Origin of the sequence: Variovorax sp. YR566 (assembly GCF_051992195.1) — a bacterium.
In the GTDB taxonomy this organism is placed as follows: Bacteria; Pseudomonadota; Gammaproteobacteria; order Burkholderiales; family Burkholderiaceae_C; genus Variovorax.
Genome location: NZ_CP197092.1, coordinates 4,861,693 through 4,877,780, shown reverse-complemented (window position 1 = coordinate 4,877,780; position 16,088 = coordinate 4,861,693). Strand labels below are relative to the sequence as shown.

The following is a 16,088-nucleotide window of genomic DNA, read 5'->3' as shown; positions in this document are numbered from 1 at the left end:
TCATGAAGATCCGGGTCCGTTATTTCGCCTCGGTGCGCGAGGCACTTTCCAGCAGCGGTGAAACCGTCGACACGCAAGCCGAAACGCTGTCGGCCCTGCGCGACGAACTCATCGCCAGGGGCGGCGCCTACGCCACCGCGCTTGCGCGCGGCAAGGCGGTGCGCATGGCGCTCGATCAGGCCATGAGCGACGAGGCCGCCACCCTGAGCGAAGGCTGCGAAGTCGCTTTCTTCCCGCCTGTCACGGGCGGTTGAGCCGGGCATCCAGCGCCACGAGGCGCTCGCGCAGGCCGTCGGACGCGCGGGTCATCGGCGAGCGCAACTCGTCGCGTACTTCACCCATGTGCGCCAGCAATGCCTTCAGCGGGCCCGGGTTCGGCTCGGCAAACAGCATCTCCACCAGCGGTTGCAGCGCCTGCCATTCGGCGCGCGCCTCGGGCAGCCGGTTTTCCGCAAGCAGGCGCACCAGCCGGACGAAGCGGCGCGTCTGCACGTTTCCGCTGGCCGCGATGGCGCCCACGCCGCCTTCGGCCATGGTGCCGAAGATCTGGTGGTCTTCGCCTGTCAGCACCTGCAGCCGCCCGTCGGCGATTACCGCGCGCGTCTTGGCCATGTCGCCGCCGCAGTCCTTGATGCCGCGAATGCGCGGATGCTCGGCCAGCGTCAGCAGCGTGTCGCGGGCGATGGTGATGCCCGTGCGGTAGGGAATGTCGTAGACCAGCACCGGCACCGTGCTCGCATCGGCGATGGCGCGGAACCATTCGAGCAGGCCGGCCTGCGACGGGCGGATGTAGTTCGGCGCGGACACCAGAAGGCCCGCCAGCGGGCGTTCCGAGAGCTTGCGCGCCCAGGCCGTGGCCTTGCCCAGGTGGTAGCCGGAAATGCCCGTGACGACCGGCAGGCCGCAGGCCGCTTCCAGCACGGTGTCGAGCACGGCCAGTTGCTCGGTTTCGTCGAGCGCGGCGGCCTCGCCAGTGGAGCCGCAGGGCACGAAGCCCGTCACGCCGTCGTCGGCGAGCCGCCGGGTCAGCGCGGCGAGGGCGGCATGGTCTACCGCGCCGTCGCGGAACGGTGTGACGAGGGCCACCCAGAAGCCGGAGAAGTCAGGGGTGGTGGAGCTTGGTTGTTGATGAGGCACGCGGGTTTCCTTTCAGGAATCGACCGATGGAAAGAACCACCGTCCGATGCGCGCGAAACCCATGGGGGGGCCAAAAAAACCTTGGCAGGTTCCGTCGCTCATCCGACGACGGAACCTCGGCTCCGGTCAGACGAGCTTTGGTTTTTTGGCTTTGTTGCTGCCTTGGCGCGCGCGGCGGCCTTCGGGGTGCGAAGGCACCGGGAAGAGCGTGGCGAGACAAGGCATTGCGGCAGTCTATCGCGATGCCACAATTCGGACATGAGCGTTGCGCGTGTTTCGATCCAGACGGCCGATTTCGACCTTTCGCAGGAGGTTGCCGCGTTGCGCGACGGCGACAAACGCGTGGGCGCCGTCTGCAGCTTCGTGGGCACCGTGCGCGACCGCAACGACGGCAGCACCGTCGCCTCGATGGAGCTGGAGCACTACCCCGGCATGACCGAAAAGGCCATCGAAGCCATGATCGACGAGGCGCACAGGCGCTTCGACATCCTCGGCGCGCGCGTGATCCATCGCGTGGGGCTGCTGCAGCCGCTGGACCAGATCATGATGGTGGCGGTGGTGTCGGCGCACCGCGGCCAGAGCTTCGAGGCCTGCGAGTTCCTGATGGACTATCTCAAGACCCAGGCGCCGTTCTGGAAGAAAGAGCAGACGCCCGAAGGCGCCCACTGGGTCGATGCGCGCGCGGCCGACGACGCGGCGCTGGCGCGCTGGGGCATCAGGGCCCCGAATGCCTGAAGACGCTCAGAGGGGCTTGAAGCCGCTCGCCTGGATGATCCGCTCCCAGGTCTGCGTGTACGTGCGCACGCGGCCCGCGAACTGGCCCTGCGGCTCGTAGCCGACCGTCAGCCCCATCGTCGTGAGCTTCTGCTTCACGTCAGGCATCGCCAGCACCTTCTGCAGCGCATCGCCGTACTTGTCGATGATCGGCTGCGGCGTGCCCACCGGCGCGAAGATGCCGTAGTAGGGCAGGTCTTCCAGGTTCGAGAAGCCCAGCTCGGTGAAGGTCGGCACGTTCGGAATCACGGCCTGGCGCTTGGCGCCGATGGAGGCCACGATGCGCACCTTGCCCGCCTTGTGGTTCTCGATGAAGTCAGGCACCGAGGCGATGCCTGCGGTGATCTGGTTGCCCAGCATGTCGGCCGTCATCGGCGCGCTGCCGCGGTAGGGCGCGGGCTGCACGTCGATCTTGTACTTGTCCGAGATCATCTTCACCAGGAACTCGGGGATCGAGGCCGGCGCCGGGATGCCGATGGTTTCCTTGCCGCCCTTCTGCGTGCGGACCCACTTCACGTACTCGTCGATGCTCTTGGCCGGCGTGCCGCCCGACACCGCCAGCACGTTGGCGAAGGTGGCGAAGCCGGCCACGGGCACGAAGTCGGTGGCGGGGTTGAAGCCCGGGTTCTTCACCACCTGCGGCAGGATCGAGATGGTGTGGTCGTGCGACAGGAACAGCGTGTGGCCATCGGCCGGGGAGGACTTCAGCACCGTTGCAGCAATCTGCCCACCCGCACCGGCGCGGTTCTCGACCACCACGGGCACGCCCAGCACGTCCTTGAGTTTTTCGCCCAGCGTGCGTGCAATGGCGTCGGTGCCGGCGCCGGCGGGGAAGCCCACGAGCAGGCGGATGGGGGTGCCGCTTTGCGCTTGCGCAAGGCCGGACAGGCCCATGGCGGCTAGAAAGAGGCCCACGCTGATCGCCCGGCGCACCGGTTGAACGCGCTGCATTGAAAAAACCATGATCGACTCCATTCGAGAGAGGGAAATGCCTACGGGCAGGGGAAACGGATCTTGTGCAATAGCCGTGCCCACGGCGCCGGCGTAGCCGGCAGCCTTGAATCGTGCCCGAACAGCCCTATTTTGGATGCAGGAATACCACCATGCGACAAGACAAACTCACCACCAAATTTCAGGAAGCGCTGGGCGATGCCCAGACGCTCGCGCTGGGCAGCGACAACGCCTACATCGAACCGGCCCACCTGCTGGTCGCGATGCTGCGCCAGGACGACGGCCCACGCGCCCTGCTGGAGCGTGCTGGCGTCAACGTACCTGGCCTGACGCAGGCGGCCGAGGCCGCCATCAAGAAGCTGCCGCAGGTGCAGGGCCACGACATCGTCCAGGTCGGCCCCGAACTGGGCAAGCTGCTGCAGGCCACCGAAAAGGAAGCCCTCAAGCGCAATGACCAGTTCATTGCCGGCGAACTCTTCCTGCTCGCGCTGGCCGACAGCAAGGCCGACATCGGCAAGACCGCCCGCGAAAACGGCCTGAGCCGCAAGTCGCTCGAAGCCGCCATCGACGCCGTGCGCGGCGGGCAGGGCGTGAACAGCGCCGATGCCGAAGGCCAGCGCGAAGCGCTCAAGAAATACACCATGGACCTGACCGAGCGCGCCCGCCTGGGCAAGCTCGACCCGGTCATCGGCCGCGACGAGGAAATCCGCCGCGCCATCCAGGTGCTGCAACGCCGCACCAAGAACAACCCCGTGCTCATCGGCGAACCCGGCGTGGGCAAGACCGCCATCGTCGAAGGCCTCGCACAGCGCATCGTTGCGGGCGAAGTGCCCGATTCGCTCAAGGGCAAGCGGGTGCTGTCGCTCGACATGGCTGCGCTGCTGGCGGGTGCCAAGTTCCGCGGCGAATTCGAAGAGCGCCTGAAGACCGTGCTCAACGAACTCGCGAAGGACGAAGGCCAGACCATCGTCTTCATCGACGAGCTGCACACCATGGTCGGCGCCGGCAAGGCCGAAGGCGCGATGGATGCGGGCAACATGCTCAAGCCCGCACTCGCTCGCGGCGAGCTGCACTGCGTGGGCGCCACCACGCTCGACGAATACCGCAAGTACATCGAGAAAGATGCCGCGCTGGAGCGCCGCTTCCAGAAGATCATCGTGGGCGAGCCCAGCGTCGAGGCCACCATCGCCATCCTGCGCGGCCTGCAGGAAAAATACGAAGTGCACCACGGCGTGCAGATCACCGACCCGGCCATCGTGGCCGCAGCCGAGCTGTCTGACCGCTACATCACAGACCGCTTCCTGCCCGACAAGGCCATCGACCTGATCGACGAGGCCGCGGCCAAGATCAAGATCGAGATGGACTCCAAGCCCGAGGTCATGGACCGCCTCGATCGCCGCCTCATCCAGCTGCAGATCGAGCGCGAAGCCGTGCGCCGCGAAAAGGACGAGGCCTCGCAGAAGCGCTTTGGCCTGATCGAGGACGAGATCGAAAAGCTGCAGAAGGAAATTGCCGACTACGACGAGATCTGGCAGGCCGAGAAGGCCCAGGCCCAGGGCAGCGCACAAGTGCGCGAAGACGTGGACAAGATCAAGTTCCAGATCGAAGAGTGGAAGCGCAAGGGCGACTTCAACAAGGTCGCCGAGCTCCAGTACGGCCAGCTGCCCGCGCTCGAAAAGCGCTTGAAGGAGGCCGAGGCCAGCGAGGCGAACAAGGGCAAGTCCAGCGCGCCCACGCTGCTGCGCACCCAGGTCGGCGCGGAAGAAATCGCCGAGGTCGTGGCGCGTGCCACCGGCATCCCGGTCGCCAAGCTGATGCAGGGCGAGCGCGACAAGCTGCTCGTGATGGAAGACAAGCTGCACGAGCGCGTGGTCGGCCAGGACGAGGCCATCGGTGCGGTCGCCAACGCGATCCGCCGCTCGCGCTCGGGCCTGTCGGACCCGAACCGTCCGACCGGCTCGTTCCTGTTCCTCGGCCCCACGGGCGTGGGCAAGACCGAGCTGTGCAAGGCGCTTGCGGGCTTCCTGTTCGACAGCGAAGACCACCTGATCCGCATCGACATGAGCGAGTTCATGGAGAAGCATTCGGTCGCCCGCCTCATCGGCGCGCCGCCGGGCTACGTGGGCTACGAGGAGGGCGGCTACCTCACGGAAGCCGTGCGCCGCAAGCCTTACAGCGTGGTGCTGCTCGACGAAGTCGAAAAGGCCCACCCCGACGTGTTCAACGTGCTGCTGCAGGTGCTCGACGATGGCCGCCTTACCGACGGCCAGGGCCGCACCGTGGACTTCAAGAACACCGTGATCGTGATGACGAGCAACATCGGCTCGCCCATCATCCAGGCCATGGTGGGCAAGCCTTCGGAAGAGATCAAGGAAGCGGTGTGGGACGAGCTGAAGAACTACTTCCGCCCCGAGTTCCTGAACCGCATCGACGAGACGGTCGTGTTCCATGCGCTCGACGCGAAGAACATCGAATCGATCGCGGCGATCCAGCTCAAGGTGCTGAAGGCGCGGCTCGCGAAGATGGATCTGGGCCTGGAGGTGTCGCCGGCGGCGCTGGCAGAAATTGCCAAGGTCGGCTTCGACCCGGTGTTCGGCGCGCGTCCGCTGAAGCGTGCCATTCAGCAGCGCATCGAGAACCCGCTCTCGAAGCTGCTGCTCGACGGCAGCTTCGGGCCGAAGGACACGATCGAGGTCACGACCGATCCGATCCAGTCGCCGGGCAAGTTCTCGTTCGCCAAGGCCGGGGAACCAACGGCGGCGGCTTCGGCCTAAAGTTGGATGATGAACTTCATTTTTCGCGTCATTCTTCTGTTCCTGGGGCTGGTTTTCGCGGCCAGCCTGGCCGTGGCGGTCATGCTGCTGGCGGCTGTGTGGGGTGTGCGCTACGCCTGGGGGCGTCTCACGGGCAAGCCCGTGACGCCTTGGGTCATGCGTTTCAACCCGCGCTCGGGCTTCGATAAATTTCGTAATGCGGCACAGCCGGCCGAACCGACCGCCGCTGACGTGGCCAATGCGCGGGCACGCGGCGAATCGGTGGAGCGCCCGGTGCGCATTCGCGGCAGCGCCAGCGACGTGACCGACGTGTCGCCGAAATCGGTCTCGCGCGGCTGAGCCACCGCTATTTCAGGCGCGACAACCCGTTGCGCCTTTCGCCGTCAGAATCGTCCTCCTGCAGCCGCCGCTGAGTGCGGCTTTCGCTTTCATCAGGAGAGACATTCCATGACATCGCGCGACATCTTCGTGGTCGGCACCGCCCGCACCGCCATCGGCACCTTCGGCGGCGCGCTGAAGGACGTGCCCAATACCCAACTGGCCACCACCGCCGTCAAGGCCGCCATCGAGCGCAGCGGCGTGGCCGCCGATGCCATTGGCCACGTGGTCATGGGCAACGTGATTCCCACCGACGTGAAGGATGCGTACCTCAGCCGCGTGGCCGCCATCGACGCCGGCTGCCCCATCGAGACGCCGGCCTTCAACGTCAACCGCCTCTGCGGCTCGGGCCTGCAGGCCATCGTGTCGGCTGCGCAGGCCATCGCGCTGGGCGACTGCGACATCGCTATCGGCGGCGGCTCGGAATCGATGAGCCGGGGCCCGTACTTCGACACCTCGGCCCGCTACGGCGCACGCATGGGCGATGCGGTGTTGGTCGACTACATGCTGGGCATCCTGCACGACCCGTGGGAGAAGATCCACATGGGCATCACTGCAGAGAACGTGGCTGCCCGCTACGGCATCACGCGCGGGCAGATGGACGAACTGGCCGTAAGCAGCCAGCAGCGCGCGGCAGCCGCCATTGCGGCGGGCCATTTCAAGGAGCAGATCGTTCCGGTCGAAGTGAAGACGCGCAAGGGCATCGTCTTGTTCGACACCGACGAGCATGTGCGCGCCGACACCACCGTCGACGCGCTCTCGAAGATGAAGCCCGCTTTCAAGAAGGACGGCCTCGTCACCGCCGGCAACGCCTCGGGCATCAACGACGGCGCCGCCGCCGTGGTGCTGGCAAGCGGCGAGAGCGTCAAGGCGCGGGGCCTGAAGCCGCTGGCGCGCCTGGTCGGCTACGCACACGCCGGTGTCGAGCCCGCATACATGGGCATCGGCCCGGTGCCGGCCACGCGCAAGGTGCTGGAGCGCACCGGCCTGAAGGTGAGCGACTTCGACGTGATCGAGTCGAACGAAGCCTTCGCGGCGCAGGCCTGCGCGGTCATCAAGGAGCTGGACTTCGATCCGGCCAAGGTGAACCCGAACGGCTCGGGCATTTCATTGGGCCACCCGGTGGGCGCGACCGGCGCGATCATCACGACGAAGGCGATTGCCGAACTGCATCGCACGGGCGGCCGCTATGCACTGGTCACGATGTGCATCGGCGGCGGGCAAGGTATTGCCGCCGTCTTCGAAAGAGTCTGACCCACATGCTCCGTCCGCCCATCCTGATCGACCCCGACGAGGTCGACTTCAGCGCCATCCGGGCGCAGGGTGCGGGCGGGCAGAACGTCAACAAGGTGTCGAGCGCGGTGCACCTGCGCTACGACATCCACGCCAGTTCGCTGCCGGCCGACGTGAAGGAAAGGCTGCTCGCGCTGCGCGACAGCCGTATCACGCAGGAAGGCGTGTTCGTGTTGAAGGCGCAGCAGCACCGCACGCAGGAGATGAACCGCGCCGACGCGCTCGCGCGCCTGCAGGCGGTGATTGACAGCGTGGCTACGCCACCGCGCGTGCGGCGCGCCACCAAGCCGACCTACGGTTCGAAGCAGCGCCGGCTCGAAGGAAAGAGCCAGCGCGCGCAGATCAAGAACCTGCGCGGGCCGGTGCGGGACTGAGTGCGCCAGCGCCGCCGCGCAGCCGGCGGATCTGCAGGCCGACGCCGATCAGGTACAGCACGAGCAGCACGCCGGTGATCGCCTTGAACTCCGGCGCGTCGGCGTTCGGCAGCAGCGGGGCGCCGAGCGGCAGGCGCGTCAGCGTTTCGGTGAAGGCCGGAATCCAGTGGAACAGGAAGCTGGCCGAGAACGCGATGGCCTCGACATAGCGCGCCGACTTGCCGAAGAGCACGCCCCGGCCCGCGAGCGTGCCCACGGCCAGCGCCAGCAGCGTAATGATGCCCAGCGCATGCGGCTTGCCGAAGCCGCCGTGCTGGAAGATGCCGAAGCCCGTGAGGCAGGTGAGCACGGTGGTCCATACGAAGACCTGGCCGAGCCCGGTGCGCATCGTGATCTCTTTGTAGCGGAACAGGGCCAGCAGCCCTGCGGCGACGGCGATCAGGCTGATCGCGGTGTGAACTGTGCCCAGGGACGTGAGTCCCAGCCATCCTGTCGGTGCCATGCGGATCCCCTCGTTGTTCGTGGTGCGGCATTCTGGCGCGTTACATCAAATTTGTGGAATCTGGGATGAAATGAGTGCAAAAGGCCCTGCTTTACGGGCCTGAAACATCTCCCAAGCAGAATCGTGGTCATGAGAAGGTTTCTTTCGCGCGCCGTGCTGGCTGCGCTCCTGCTTGTGCCGGCCGCGGCGCTCCTGACCGGCTGCGGTCCGGGAGTGGCGGCGCAGCAGACCGCGAGCGCCGCGCCGGCCCCCGAGCTCAAGTGGGAAGAGCTGATTCCCAAGAGTTGGGACCCGACCAAGCGCTACCGCAACATCAGCCTCGAGGCGCTGCGCGACAACGACCCGCGCGCGATCCAGATGCTCGACGAGATGCGCGCCGTCTGGGACAACGCACCGGTCAACGTGGCGCTGGACGACAAGCCGGCCAAGCTGGCGGGCTTCGTCGTGCCACTCGACAGCACGCAGGACGGCATCCGCGAATTCCTGCTGGTGCCGTATTTCGGCGCCTGCATCCACACACCGCCGCCGCCCGCCAACCAGATCGTGCACGTGATCGCGGCCACCACCGTGAAGGACCTGCACGCGATGGACACGGTGTACGTCAGCGGCACGCTGAAGGCGGCGCGCTATTCGTCGGTGGACATGGGCGTGAGCGGCTACGAGATCAAGTCGGCCGCGGTCGAGCGCTTCGTGGCCAAGCAGCCGCAGTAAGCCGCGGTAATTGCCGGCCGCGCAGCTCAGGCCATGCGCTGCGACAGAAAGTCCAGGAACGATGTGATGCGCGCCGTCAACTGCGTGTTGCGGTAGTACACCGCGTTGACCGGCTGGCGCACGTCCGCCGTTTCTTTTGCCAGCACCTGCACCAGCGCGCCGCTCGCGCGGTCGGCACCCGTCATGAAATCCGACAGGCAGACGATGCCTACGCCGGCCAGCGCCAGTTGGCGCAGCGTTTCGCCGCTCGACGCCATCAGCGTCGGCGCGATGTTCCATTCGTCGCCATGCACGCCGCGCAGGGGCCAGCGGTTCAGCGACTCGGGCTGGGTGAAGCCCAGCAGCGCGTGCTCGGCCAGGTCGGCCACCTTGCGCGGCTTGCCGTGCGCTTCGAGGTATGCTGGGCTCGCGAGCACGCGCAGCCGGTGCGTGCCCAGTGGCCGCGCATGCAGCGTGGAATCGCGCAGCGGCCCGATGCGGATCGCGATGTCGGTGCGGCGCTCCAGCAGGTCGATGGGCAGGTCGTCGGTGTCGAGCTCGAGGCTGATCTGCGGGTAGAGCCTTCGAAACTCCGGCACCAGAGGCACGATGGCATGCAGCATGAAGGGCGAGGCCGCGTTCACGCGTAGCCGGCCGGCCGGCTGCTGGCGGCGCGCGGCCATTTGCTCTTCGGCGTCGTCGATGGCATCGAGGATGGCGCGCGTGCGCTGCAGGAAGGCCGCGCCTTCTTCCGTGAGCTCTAGCCGCCGCGTGGTCCGGCGTAACAGCGTGGTGTCGAGCTTCTGTTCGAGCCGGCTCAGCGCGCGGCTGATGCCCGAGACCGTTTGCGCCAGCTGCTCGGACGCAGCCGTGATCGAGCCCGTGTCCACCACCGTACGGAACGCGACCAGTTCTTCGATGGTGGTCTTCATGGGCGCTGGCGGGTCAGGCTTCTGCTTCCTGCACCGCGGGTATGCCGTCGATGCGCGGCATCAGCGCCGCGAGCGCTTCGCCGTCGGTGCGGTAGCTGAACAGCATCGGCCCGGGCGCCAGCAGGCCGGCGCGCTCCAGCACCTGCATCGCGGGCAGCTTCAGGCCGCTCAGGTGCAGGCGGATGCCCTTGGATTCCATCATCCGGCGGATCGAGCCGAACACCTCCGCGCCGGTGATGTCGATGCGGTTGATGGGCTGCGCGAACAGGCACACGTCGGTGAGCTCGGGCCGCTCGGCCAGCGCCACGGTGAGTGCGCGTTCGAGCGTGGAGGCCGAGGCGAAGTCGAGCTCCGCGTCCATGCGCAGCGCATAGAGCTGCGGCGCCAGCGGCGGCAATTTCCAGAGGTTGCGGTCGCGCAGGCTGCCGTCGGGGTGCAGGCCCACTTCGATGATGCGCGGGTGCAGGTGCCGGTACATGTAGTGCGCCAGGGCGGCCAGCAGCCCGCCGAGCACGCCCCAGTAGATGCTGGGCGCGGTCGCGATGGTCAGCACGAAGGTACCGAAGGCAATGCCCGCCTCGATGCGCGAGATGCGCCACAGCGCGGTGAAGCTCGCCGGCTTCACCAGCCCGAGGATGGCCGTGACCACCACCGCCGCCAGCACCGCCTGCGGCACGTGATACAGCAGCGGCATCAGCCACAGCAGCGCACCGGCCACCACGACCACGCTGAACAGCGTGGCCCAGCCGGTCTGCGCGCCCGCATAGAGCGTGATGGCCGAGCGCGAGAAAGACGAGCTGGTGGGAAACGCACCCGTGAAGCCCGAGGCCAGTTTGGCCAGGCCCTGGCCGATCAGGTCCTGGTTTTCGTTCCACAGCGTGCCGGCACGCGCGTTGTCGACCTTGGCGCTCGATGCGGTTTCAAGAAAGCTCACCAGCGTGATCATCAGCGCCGGCAGCACCAGCGCGCTGAAGGTGCTCACCGGCAGCAGGCCGGGCCAGTAGAACGAGGGCAGGCCCGAAGGCAGGCTGCCCACCACCGCGCCGCCGCGCAGCGCGTAGTCGATGACCCAACTGATGGCGGCAGCGCCGGCCACCAGCGCCATCGTGGTCGGAAAGCGCGGCAGCATGCGCTTGCCCAGCCACAGCACCGCGATGCTGCCGAGCCCGAAGGCAATGGCCACGAGGTCGGGCAGCGGGCCGCCCTGCAGTACCTGCGGAATGGTGCGCCCCGTGAAGCCGAGCAGCGCGGGCAATTGCGAGATGGCGATCAGCACCGCCGCGCCCTGCGTGAAGCCGATGAGCACCGGCGAATTGACCAGCCGCAGCAGCCAGCCGAAGCGCCCCGCGCCGAGCACGATCTGGATCGTGCCCGACATCAGCGTGAGCCACACCGCCATTGCCACCCACTCGGCACTGCCCGCCACCGCCAGCGGCGCGAGCGAGGCGCCGACCAGCAGGCTGGTGAGCGCCGTGGGCCCGACCGACAGCCGCTGCGACGAGCTGAACATCACCGCGATCAGCGCCGGGAACAGCGCCGCGTACACGCCCGTGACCAGCGGCATGCCCGCCAGTGCCGCATACGCCACGCCTTGCGGAATGACCATCAGCGCCACGGTGATGCCAGCCATCGCCTCGTTGCGCAGCAGCGCGGCGGAAGGGCGCGGCCAGGCGAGACAGGGAACCCAGCGCGCGAGGCGCTGGCGCAGGGAGGGAGAGGGGGCAGCCGGGGTCATGGAGATTTGCGGGCGCACTGGGGAAAACTGCAAACGCATGCGCGGTGCGCCGCGCGGGAGCGATGTGGAATGCGGGTCGGGATCAGATCAGCGAACTCGCGTTCTTGAGAACGTAGTCGCAAGCCTTTTCCTTCACCTTCGACGACAGGCCCTTGAAGTTCAGCGACTTGCCGTCGCCGCCCTGCAGCAGGCCCTTGGCGCCGCTGGCGAAGCCGGTTTCCTGCTTCTTCTGCCCGGTGATCCTGGCGAGCAGCTTGTCTTTCACCGAGGCCGCGTCGCCGCCCAGGTAGTTGTTCTTCACGCAGTACTGCAGCACGCCGGCCGCGTTGCCCATGGTGCTGGAGCCGATGGCGGGCATCTTGAAGCCCAGGTTGCTGCCGAGACTGCCGAGCGCAGATCCGCCTGCGCTGCCTTGCGAGTTGGAGGTAGCCGCTTCGCCGGCCTTTTCCTTCAATTGGTCGAGCAGGTCGTTGGCTTGTGCCGAGGCGCCTGCCGCAAGCAGAGCCAGGGCGATGAGGGTGGAACGGGCGTGCATGGTGTCCTCCTGTCGGTAAGCGTGATGGAAAGCGGCCACCAGCATACCGGAGACTTCCATGGGCGCACCCCCTCGGTGCACGCCCGCTTGCCTGCTTACTTCGTGCGGGGCAGGCGCTTCTCGAGCAAGGGCGCGCTGGTGCCTTGCACGCCGACCAGGCCGAGCACCGTCACCAGCGAGTTCTGCGCACCCTTCCAGCCGTCGGTCACGTCGATCCACTCAGACAGCGCATGGAAGCCGCCGGTCTTGCCGCCGCCGCCGATGATGATCGCCGGGATGCCCAGCGACATCGGCACATTGGCGTCGGTGCTCGCGCCTGTCAGCAGCGTCTTGTGGCCGAAGGCGCTGTTCGCGCGCGTGGCGGCTTCGACGATCACAGTGTCTGATTGTGTGCGGCCACCCGGACGGTCGCCGATGAGCTTGGTGCTCACGCTCAGCGTGCTCACGTTCCAGCGCTTGTTTTCTTCGACCACTGCTTCGTCGATGGCGGCCAGGATCTTCTTTTCGGTTTCGAGCAGCGGCGCCATTTCGTCGGAGCGGATGTCGACCGCCATGCGCGCATCCGGCGCGATGGTGTTGACCGAAGTGCCACCGCCCACGGTGCCGACGGTGAAGGTGGTCTTCGGGAAGCTCGGCGTGCGGATATCGGCGATCTTGGCGATGGCGCGGCCCATGCCGTGGATGGCGCTGGGCACCTGGCCGAAGGCGCCGTAGCTATGACCGCCCGGGCCCTTGAAAGTCACTTCGTAGCGGTGGCTGCCCGTGCCCAGCATCAGCACCGAGCCGTCTGGTGCGGGCTCCAGGCCGACCATGCCGTCGATGTCGAGGTTGTCGCGGAAGATGGCCTTGATGCCGCGCAAGTTGCCGAGTTCCTCTTCGCCCACGTTGCCCACGAACAGCAGATCGCCCACCGTCTGGATCTTGTTGTCGTTCAGCACCTTGAGCCACGACAGCAGCACCGACAGGCCGCGCGTGTCGTCGGAGATGCCGGGGGCGTAGAGCTTGCCGTCGCGCTCCTTCACCTTCACGTCGGTGCCGGCGGGGAACACAGTGTCGAGGTGAGCCGAGATCAGCAGCTTGGGGCCGTTGCCCGTGCCCTTGCGCAGGCCGACCACGTTGCCTTCGGCGTCGATCCTTGCGTCCGTCAGGCCCAGGGCCTTCATGCGGGCGAGAAAGGCTTCGGCGCGCTTCTGTTCCTTGAAGGGGGGCGCCTCGATCTCGGTCAGCATCTTCAGGTCTTCGACCGAGCGATCGTGGTCGGCCTTGACCGCGTCGAGCAGCTTCTGGATGGCGGGTGAGGCCATCAGCTGTGTGTAGGCCTTATCCACATCGGGCCGCACCTGCGTGGGCGTGGCCGCGACGCTGCCGCTCTGGGCGTGCGTGAGGCCGGCGGCCGCGGAGGCTAGGGCGAGGACGATTGGGGCGAGACGAAGCGACACGAGGCGGGGCATGGTGCGGGGATGTCCTTGTAGGCGAGCAACGCCGACGCGGCGTCTTCAGCGATTCTTACGGCTGTGTTAGCCGTGCGCTCTGGTTTAATCTTCGGCGTCGTCAGTTTTTCTAACAATGCCCGCCATGCGCCGCCACATCCCCAGCACCCGCGCGCTGCTGATCTTCGACGCAGTGGCCCGCCACCATGGCGTGGGCAAAGCCGCGGAGGAGCTGTGCCTCACCCACAGCGCGGTGAGCCAGCAGCTGCGGCTGCTGGAGACGCAGATCGGCGTGCGACTGGTGCAGCGCACGGCGCGCGGCACCGAGCTCACCGAGGCCGGGCGCCGCTACCACGGGCAGATTTCAGGCGACCTGCTGCGGCTGCAGAACCACACACTCGAAGCCATGGCACAGCGCACCGACGGCCTGCGCCTGCTGGTGGGTGCGGTGCCGGTGCTGGCCGAGGGCTGGCTGACGCCGCGGTTGCCGGAATTCATCGCGCGGCACCCGGGCTGCAGCCTGCATCTACAGGTGTTCCCGACGCACCTCTACATGGAAGACATGTCCTTCGACGTGGGCGTGCAGTACGACGATGCGGTGTGGCCCGGCGCGAATGCGCTGCCGTTGATGGGTGAGTCCTGCGTGGTGGTGTGCTCGCCACAGGCAAAGGGGCGAGCGGCCATGGCGCGGGGCGATTTCCGCGCAGCGTCGCTGCTGCAACTGCGCACGCGTGTGGGTGCCTGGGAAGAGTGGTTTGAGCAGACGGCACATGCGCAGCGGCCCGAAAACCTGGTGACAGGGCACCGCTTCGACCTGTTCTCGTCGCTGGTTGCAGCGGTGCGTGCCGACCTGGGCGTGGGGCTGGTGCCCGAGTACTTCGTCGAGCGCGAGTTGCGTTCGGGCGAACTGGTGCTGGCCTGCCCGCATCGGGCGCCGTCGAGCCGGGGCTACAGCGTGTTCGTGGCGCCGAGCCGTACGGACGATCCGTTGGTCAGCGCTTTCGTGGCATGGCTGTGCGCGGCGGCCGCACTGCCAGAAACTTTGCCTGCCTAGGCGCGGCGGAAGAGAAGCACCGAGTTCGTGCCGCCGAAGGCGAACGAGTTGCTGATGGCAGCTTCGAGCGACGGCGCCGCCGAGTCGTCCTGCGTCACCAGGTTCAGCCTGCAGTCCGCATCGATCTCGCGGCAGTTGGCGTTGGGCGGCAGTTGCCGCTGGTGCAGCGCCAGCACGGTGATGAGCGCTTCGAGCGCGCCCGCCGCGCCCAGCAGGTGACCATGCAGTGCCTTGGTCGAACTCACGCGCAGCGTGTCGAGCTCGTCGCCCCACACCTCAGCCAGCGCATTGCGCTCGACCACGTCGCCGATGCGCGTGGCCGTGCCGTGGGCGTTGCAATAGCCCACGTCCCGCGGCTGCAGGCCGGCTTGGCGCAGGGCGGTGCGCAGCGCGCGGGCCTGGCCCGGTGCATCGGGCTTGGTGAGGTGGGTGGCGTCGCTGCTCAGGCCCCAGCCGGCCAGCGTGGCGTAGCTGCGGGCGCCGCGTGCGCGTGCCCGCTCGGCGGATTCGAGGATCAGGAAGGCCGCGCCTTCGCCGAGCGCAAAGCCGCTGCGGTCGGTTGCGAAGGGCCGCACCGCGCCGGCCGCTTCGCCGGGCTGGAAGGTAGCCAGCGTCTGCATGGCCTGCCAGGCCACGATCACGCCAGGCACGATCAGCGCTTCGCTGCCGCCGGCAATGGCGATGTCGACCTCGCCGCGCTGCACGGCCTTGGCCGCTTCGGCAATCGCGGCCGAAGAAGAAGCGCAGGCGACCGAGTAGGTGAGCACCGGGCCCTGAACACCCTGGCGCATTGCCACATGGGCGGCCGGCGCGTTGGGCATGAAGGCGGGAATGGTGAGCGGCGACACGCGGCCGTTGCCGCGGTAGGCCGCTTCGAGCGCCGCCGCGCCACCCATGCCGCAGCCGGCAAAGACGCCCACGCGCTCCGGGTCGGCGTCGGCAACGGCCAGGCCCGCGTCGCGCATCGCCATGTCGGCGGCGGCCACGGCCAGCTGGCTCACGCGGTCGACACCCGCCAGCTGCAGCTTGGTGAACCAGCGGGTTTCATCGAAGGCCACGGTGGCCGCGGCGGCCGGCTTGGGCAGATCCGCAAAGATGGGCTGGATGGCCGATCGGCCCTGCAGCAGGGCCTGGAACAGCGCGTCGGGCTCGCCGCCGTGCGGCGCCATGACGCCCAGTCCGGTGACTGCGACCTCGTGGTTCACGCGACTTTCGCGGCTCGTACCTTGTCGACCAGCAGCGCGAGTTCGGCCAGGGTGTCGATGCTCGCGTCCTCGTCGGGCATGGTGATGCCGAAGTGGTCTTCGATGGCGAACAGAAACTCGGCGAGGGCCAGCGAATCGAGTCCGCCGGTTTCCCGCATCGAGGCGTGGGGGTCGAGCTTCGACGGTTCGATGCCGTACTTCTCGTGGATCAGGTCCTGCAATTCCTTCAGCGAACTCATCGTGCAATGCCTGTCGTCATGTGCCGTTGATCGATTGCCACCGTGTGGTGGTTGCCATTGAATCGATCCCTTCCTCGTCGGCCAG

At 67.4% G+C, this 16,088-nt stretch carries 17 protein-coding genes; 8 read left to right on the top strand and 9 right to left on the bottom strand.

Annotation, left to right across the window (positions count from 1 at the left end; all coding sequences use genetic code 11):
• Positions 1 to 2: 2 nt before the first annotated feature.
• A complete protein-coding gene (moaD, locus tag ACTG4X_RS22865; RefSeq protein ID WP_097198756.1) occupies positions 3 to 254 on the top strand; it encodes a molybdopterin converting factor subunit 1 in 252 nt (83 codons plus the stop codon).
• Here the strand turns inward: moaD and dapA are convergent.
• Positions 241 to 1,137 carry a 4-hydroxy-tetrahydrodipicolinate synthase gene (gene dapA / locus ACTG4X_RS22860; protein ID WP_440531972.1) on the bottom strand — a complete coding sequence of 299 codons (897 nt, stop codon included), beginning with the start codon at positions 1,135 to 1,137 and terminating at the stop codon, positions 241 to 243. The genes moaD and dapA overlap by 14 nt on opposite strands.
• Positions 1,138 to 1,395: 258 nt before the next feature.
• Here dapA and ACTG4X_RS22855 point away from each other — a divergent pair, with 258 nt between their 5' ends.
• Positions 1,396 to 1,872, top strand: a complete 477-nt coding sequence (locus ACTG4X_RS22855; protein WP_440531971.1) for a molybdenum cofactor biosynthesis protein MoaE — start codon at positions 1,396 to 1,398, stop codon at positions 1,870 to 1,872.
• 6 nt (positions 1,873 to 1,878) lie between these two features.
• Here the strand turns inward: ACTG4X_RS22855 and ACTG4X_RS22850 are convergent, their stop codons facing one another.
• Entirely contained in the window at positions 1,879 to 2,874 is a 996-nt protein-coding gene (locus ACTG4X_RS22850) for a Bug family tripartite tricarboxylate transporter substrate binding protein (RefSeq protein ID WP_093077650.1), read from the bottom strand.
• A gap of 140 nt (positions 2,875 to 3,014) precedes the next feature.
• Between ACTG4X_RS22850 and clpB the strand changes: the two genes are divergently transcribed.
• From clpB to arfB, 4 genes are all read left to right on the top strand, one after another.
• Positions 3,015 to 5,636: an ATP-dependent chaperone ClpB gene (gene clpB, locus ACTG4X_RS22845; protein WP_093051037.1), complete on the top strand. Its 2,622-nt coding sequence runs from the start codon at positions 3,015 to 3,017 to the stop codon at positions 5,634 to 5,636.
• Between the two features lie 9 nt (positions 5,637 to 5,645).
• On the top strand, positions 5,646 to 5,975 hold the full coding sequence (locus tag ACTG4X_RS22840) for a hypothetical protein (protein WP_440531970.1): 330 nt from the start codon (positions 5,646 to 5,648) through the stop codon (positions 5,973 to 5,975).
• Between the two features lie 108 nt (positions 5,976 to 6,083).
• Positions 6,084 to 7,268 (top strand): acetyl-CoA C-acyltransferase family protein, encoded by a 1,185-nt coding sequence (locus ACTG4X_RS22835; RefSeq protein ID WP_440531969.1) that lies wholly within the window; start codon positions 6,084 to 6,086, stop codon positions 7,266 to 7,268.
• Between the two features lie 5 nt (positions 7,269 to 7,273).
• On the top strand, positions 7,274 to 7,681 hold the full coding sequence (gene arfB / locus ACTG4X_RS22830) for an alternative ribosome rescue aminoacyl-tRNA hydrolase ArfB (RefSeq protein WP_093177098.1): 408 nt from the start codon (positions 7,274 to 7,276) through the stop codon (positions 7,679 to 7,681).
• Here the strand turns inward: arfB and ACTG4X_RS22825 are convergent.
• Positions 7,650 to 8,183: a hypothetical protein gene (locus ACTG4X_RS22825; protein WP_440531968.1), complete on the bottom strand. Its 534-nt coding sequence runs from the start codon at positions 8,181 to 8,183 to the stop codon at positions 7,650 to 7,652. The genes arfB and ACTG4X_RS22825 overlap by 32 nt on opposite strands.
• Positions 8,184 to 8,312: 129 nt before the next feature.
• Here ACTG4X_RS22825 and ACTG4X_RS22820 point away from each other — a divergent pair, with 129 nt between their 5' ends.
• On the top strand, positions 8,313 to 8,894 hold the full coding sequence (locus ACTG4X_RS22820; RefSeq protein ID WP_179830422.1) for a DUF3299 domain-containing protein: 582 nt from the start codon (positions 8,313 to 8,315) through the stop codon (positions 8,892 to 8,894).
• Positions 8,895 to 8,920: 26 nt separating this feature from the next.
• Here the strand turns inward: ACTG4X_RS22820 and ACTG4X_RS22815 are convergent, their stop codons facing one another.
• The 4 genes from ACTG4X_RS22815 to ACTG4X_RS22800 form a co-directional block, all read right to left on the bottom strand.
• Positions 8,921 to 9,805 carry a LysR substrate-binding domain-containing protein gene (locus ACTG4X_RS22815; protein WP_093051019.1) on the bottom strand — a complete coding sequence of 295 codons (885 nt, stop codon included), beginning with the start codon at positions 9,803 to 9,805 and terminating at the stop codon, positions 8,921 to 8,923.
• A gap of 13 nt (positions 9,806 to 9,818) precedes the next feature.
• The gene (locus ACTG4X_RS22810) at positions 9,819 to 11,540 is read right to left on the bottom strand and encodes a SulP family inorganic anion transporter (RefSeq protein WP_093051015.1); all 1,722 of its coding nucleotides are present in this window, start codon (positions 11,538 to 11,540) and stop codon (positions 9,819 to 9,821) included.
• Between the two features lie 82 nt (positions 11,541 to 11,622).
• Complete coding sequence (locus tag ACTG4X_RS22805) at positions 11,623 to 12,075, bottom strand: DUF2501 domain-containing protein (protein ID WP_256216807.1); 453 nt, start codon at positions 12,073 to 12,075, stop codon at positions 11,623 to 11,625.
• A gap of 95 nt (positions 12,076 to 12,170) precedes the next feature.
• Positions 12,171 to 13,526: a M20/M25/M40 family metallo-hydrolase gene (locus ACTG4X_RS22800; RefSeq protein WP_097198762.1), complete on the bottom strand. Its 1,356-nt coding sequence runs from the start codon at positions 13,524 to 13,526 to the stop codon at positions 12,171 to 12,173.
• A gap of 124 nt (positions 13,527 to 13,650) precedes the next feature.
• On the opposite strand from ACTG4X_RS22800, the gene ACTG4X_RS22795 reads away from it, so the two are divergent.
• Positions 13,651 to 14,559 carry a LysR substrate-binding domain-containing protein gene (locus ACTG4X_RS22795; protein ID WP_093051005.1) on the top strand — a complete coding sequence of 303 codons (909 nt, stop codon included), beginning with the start codon at positions 13,651 to 13,653 and terminating at the stop codon, positions 14,557 to 14,559.
• Here the strand turns inward: ACTG4X_RS22795 and ACTG4X_RS22790 are convergent.
• Positions 14,556 to 15,764, bottom strand: a complete 1,209-nt coding sequence (locus ACTG4X_RS22790; protein WP_097198763.1) for a beta-ketoacyl-[acyl-carrier-protein] synthase family protein — start codon at positions 15,762 to 15,764, stop codon at positions 14,556 to 14,558. The two genes, ACTG4X_RS22795 and ACTG4X_RS22790, sit on opposite strands and share 4 nt — an antisense overlap.
• Positions 15,761 to 16,003 carry an acyl carrier protein gene (locus ACTG4X_RS22785; protein ID WP_093050999.1) on the bottom strand — a complete coding sequence of 81 codons (243 nt, stop codon included), beginning with the start codon at positions 16,001 to 16,003 and terminating at the stop codon, positions 15,761 to 15,763. The genes ACTG4X_RS22790 and ACTG4X_RS22785 overlap by 4 nt, the downstream gene beginning before the upstream one ends.
• Positions 16,004 to 16,088 lie beyond the last annotated feature (85 nt).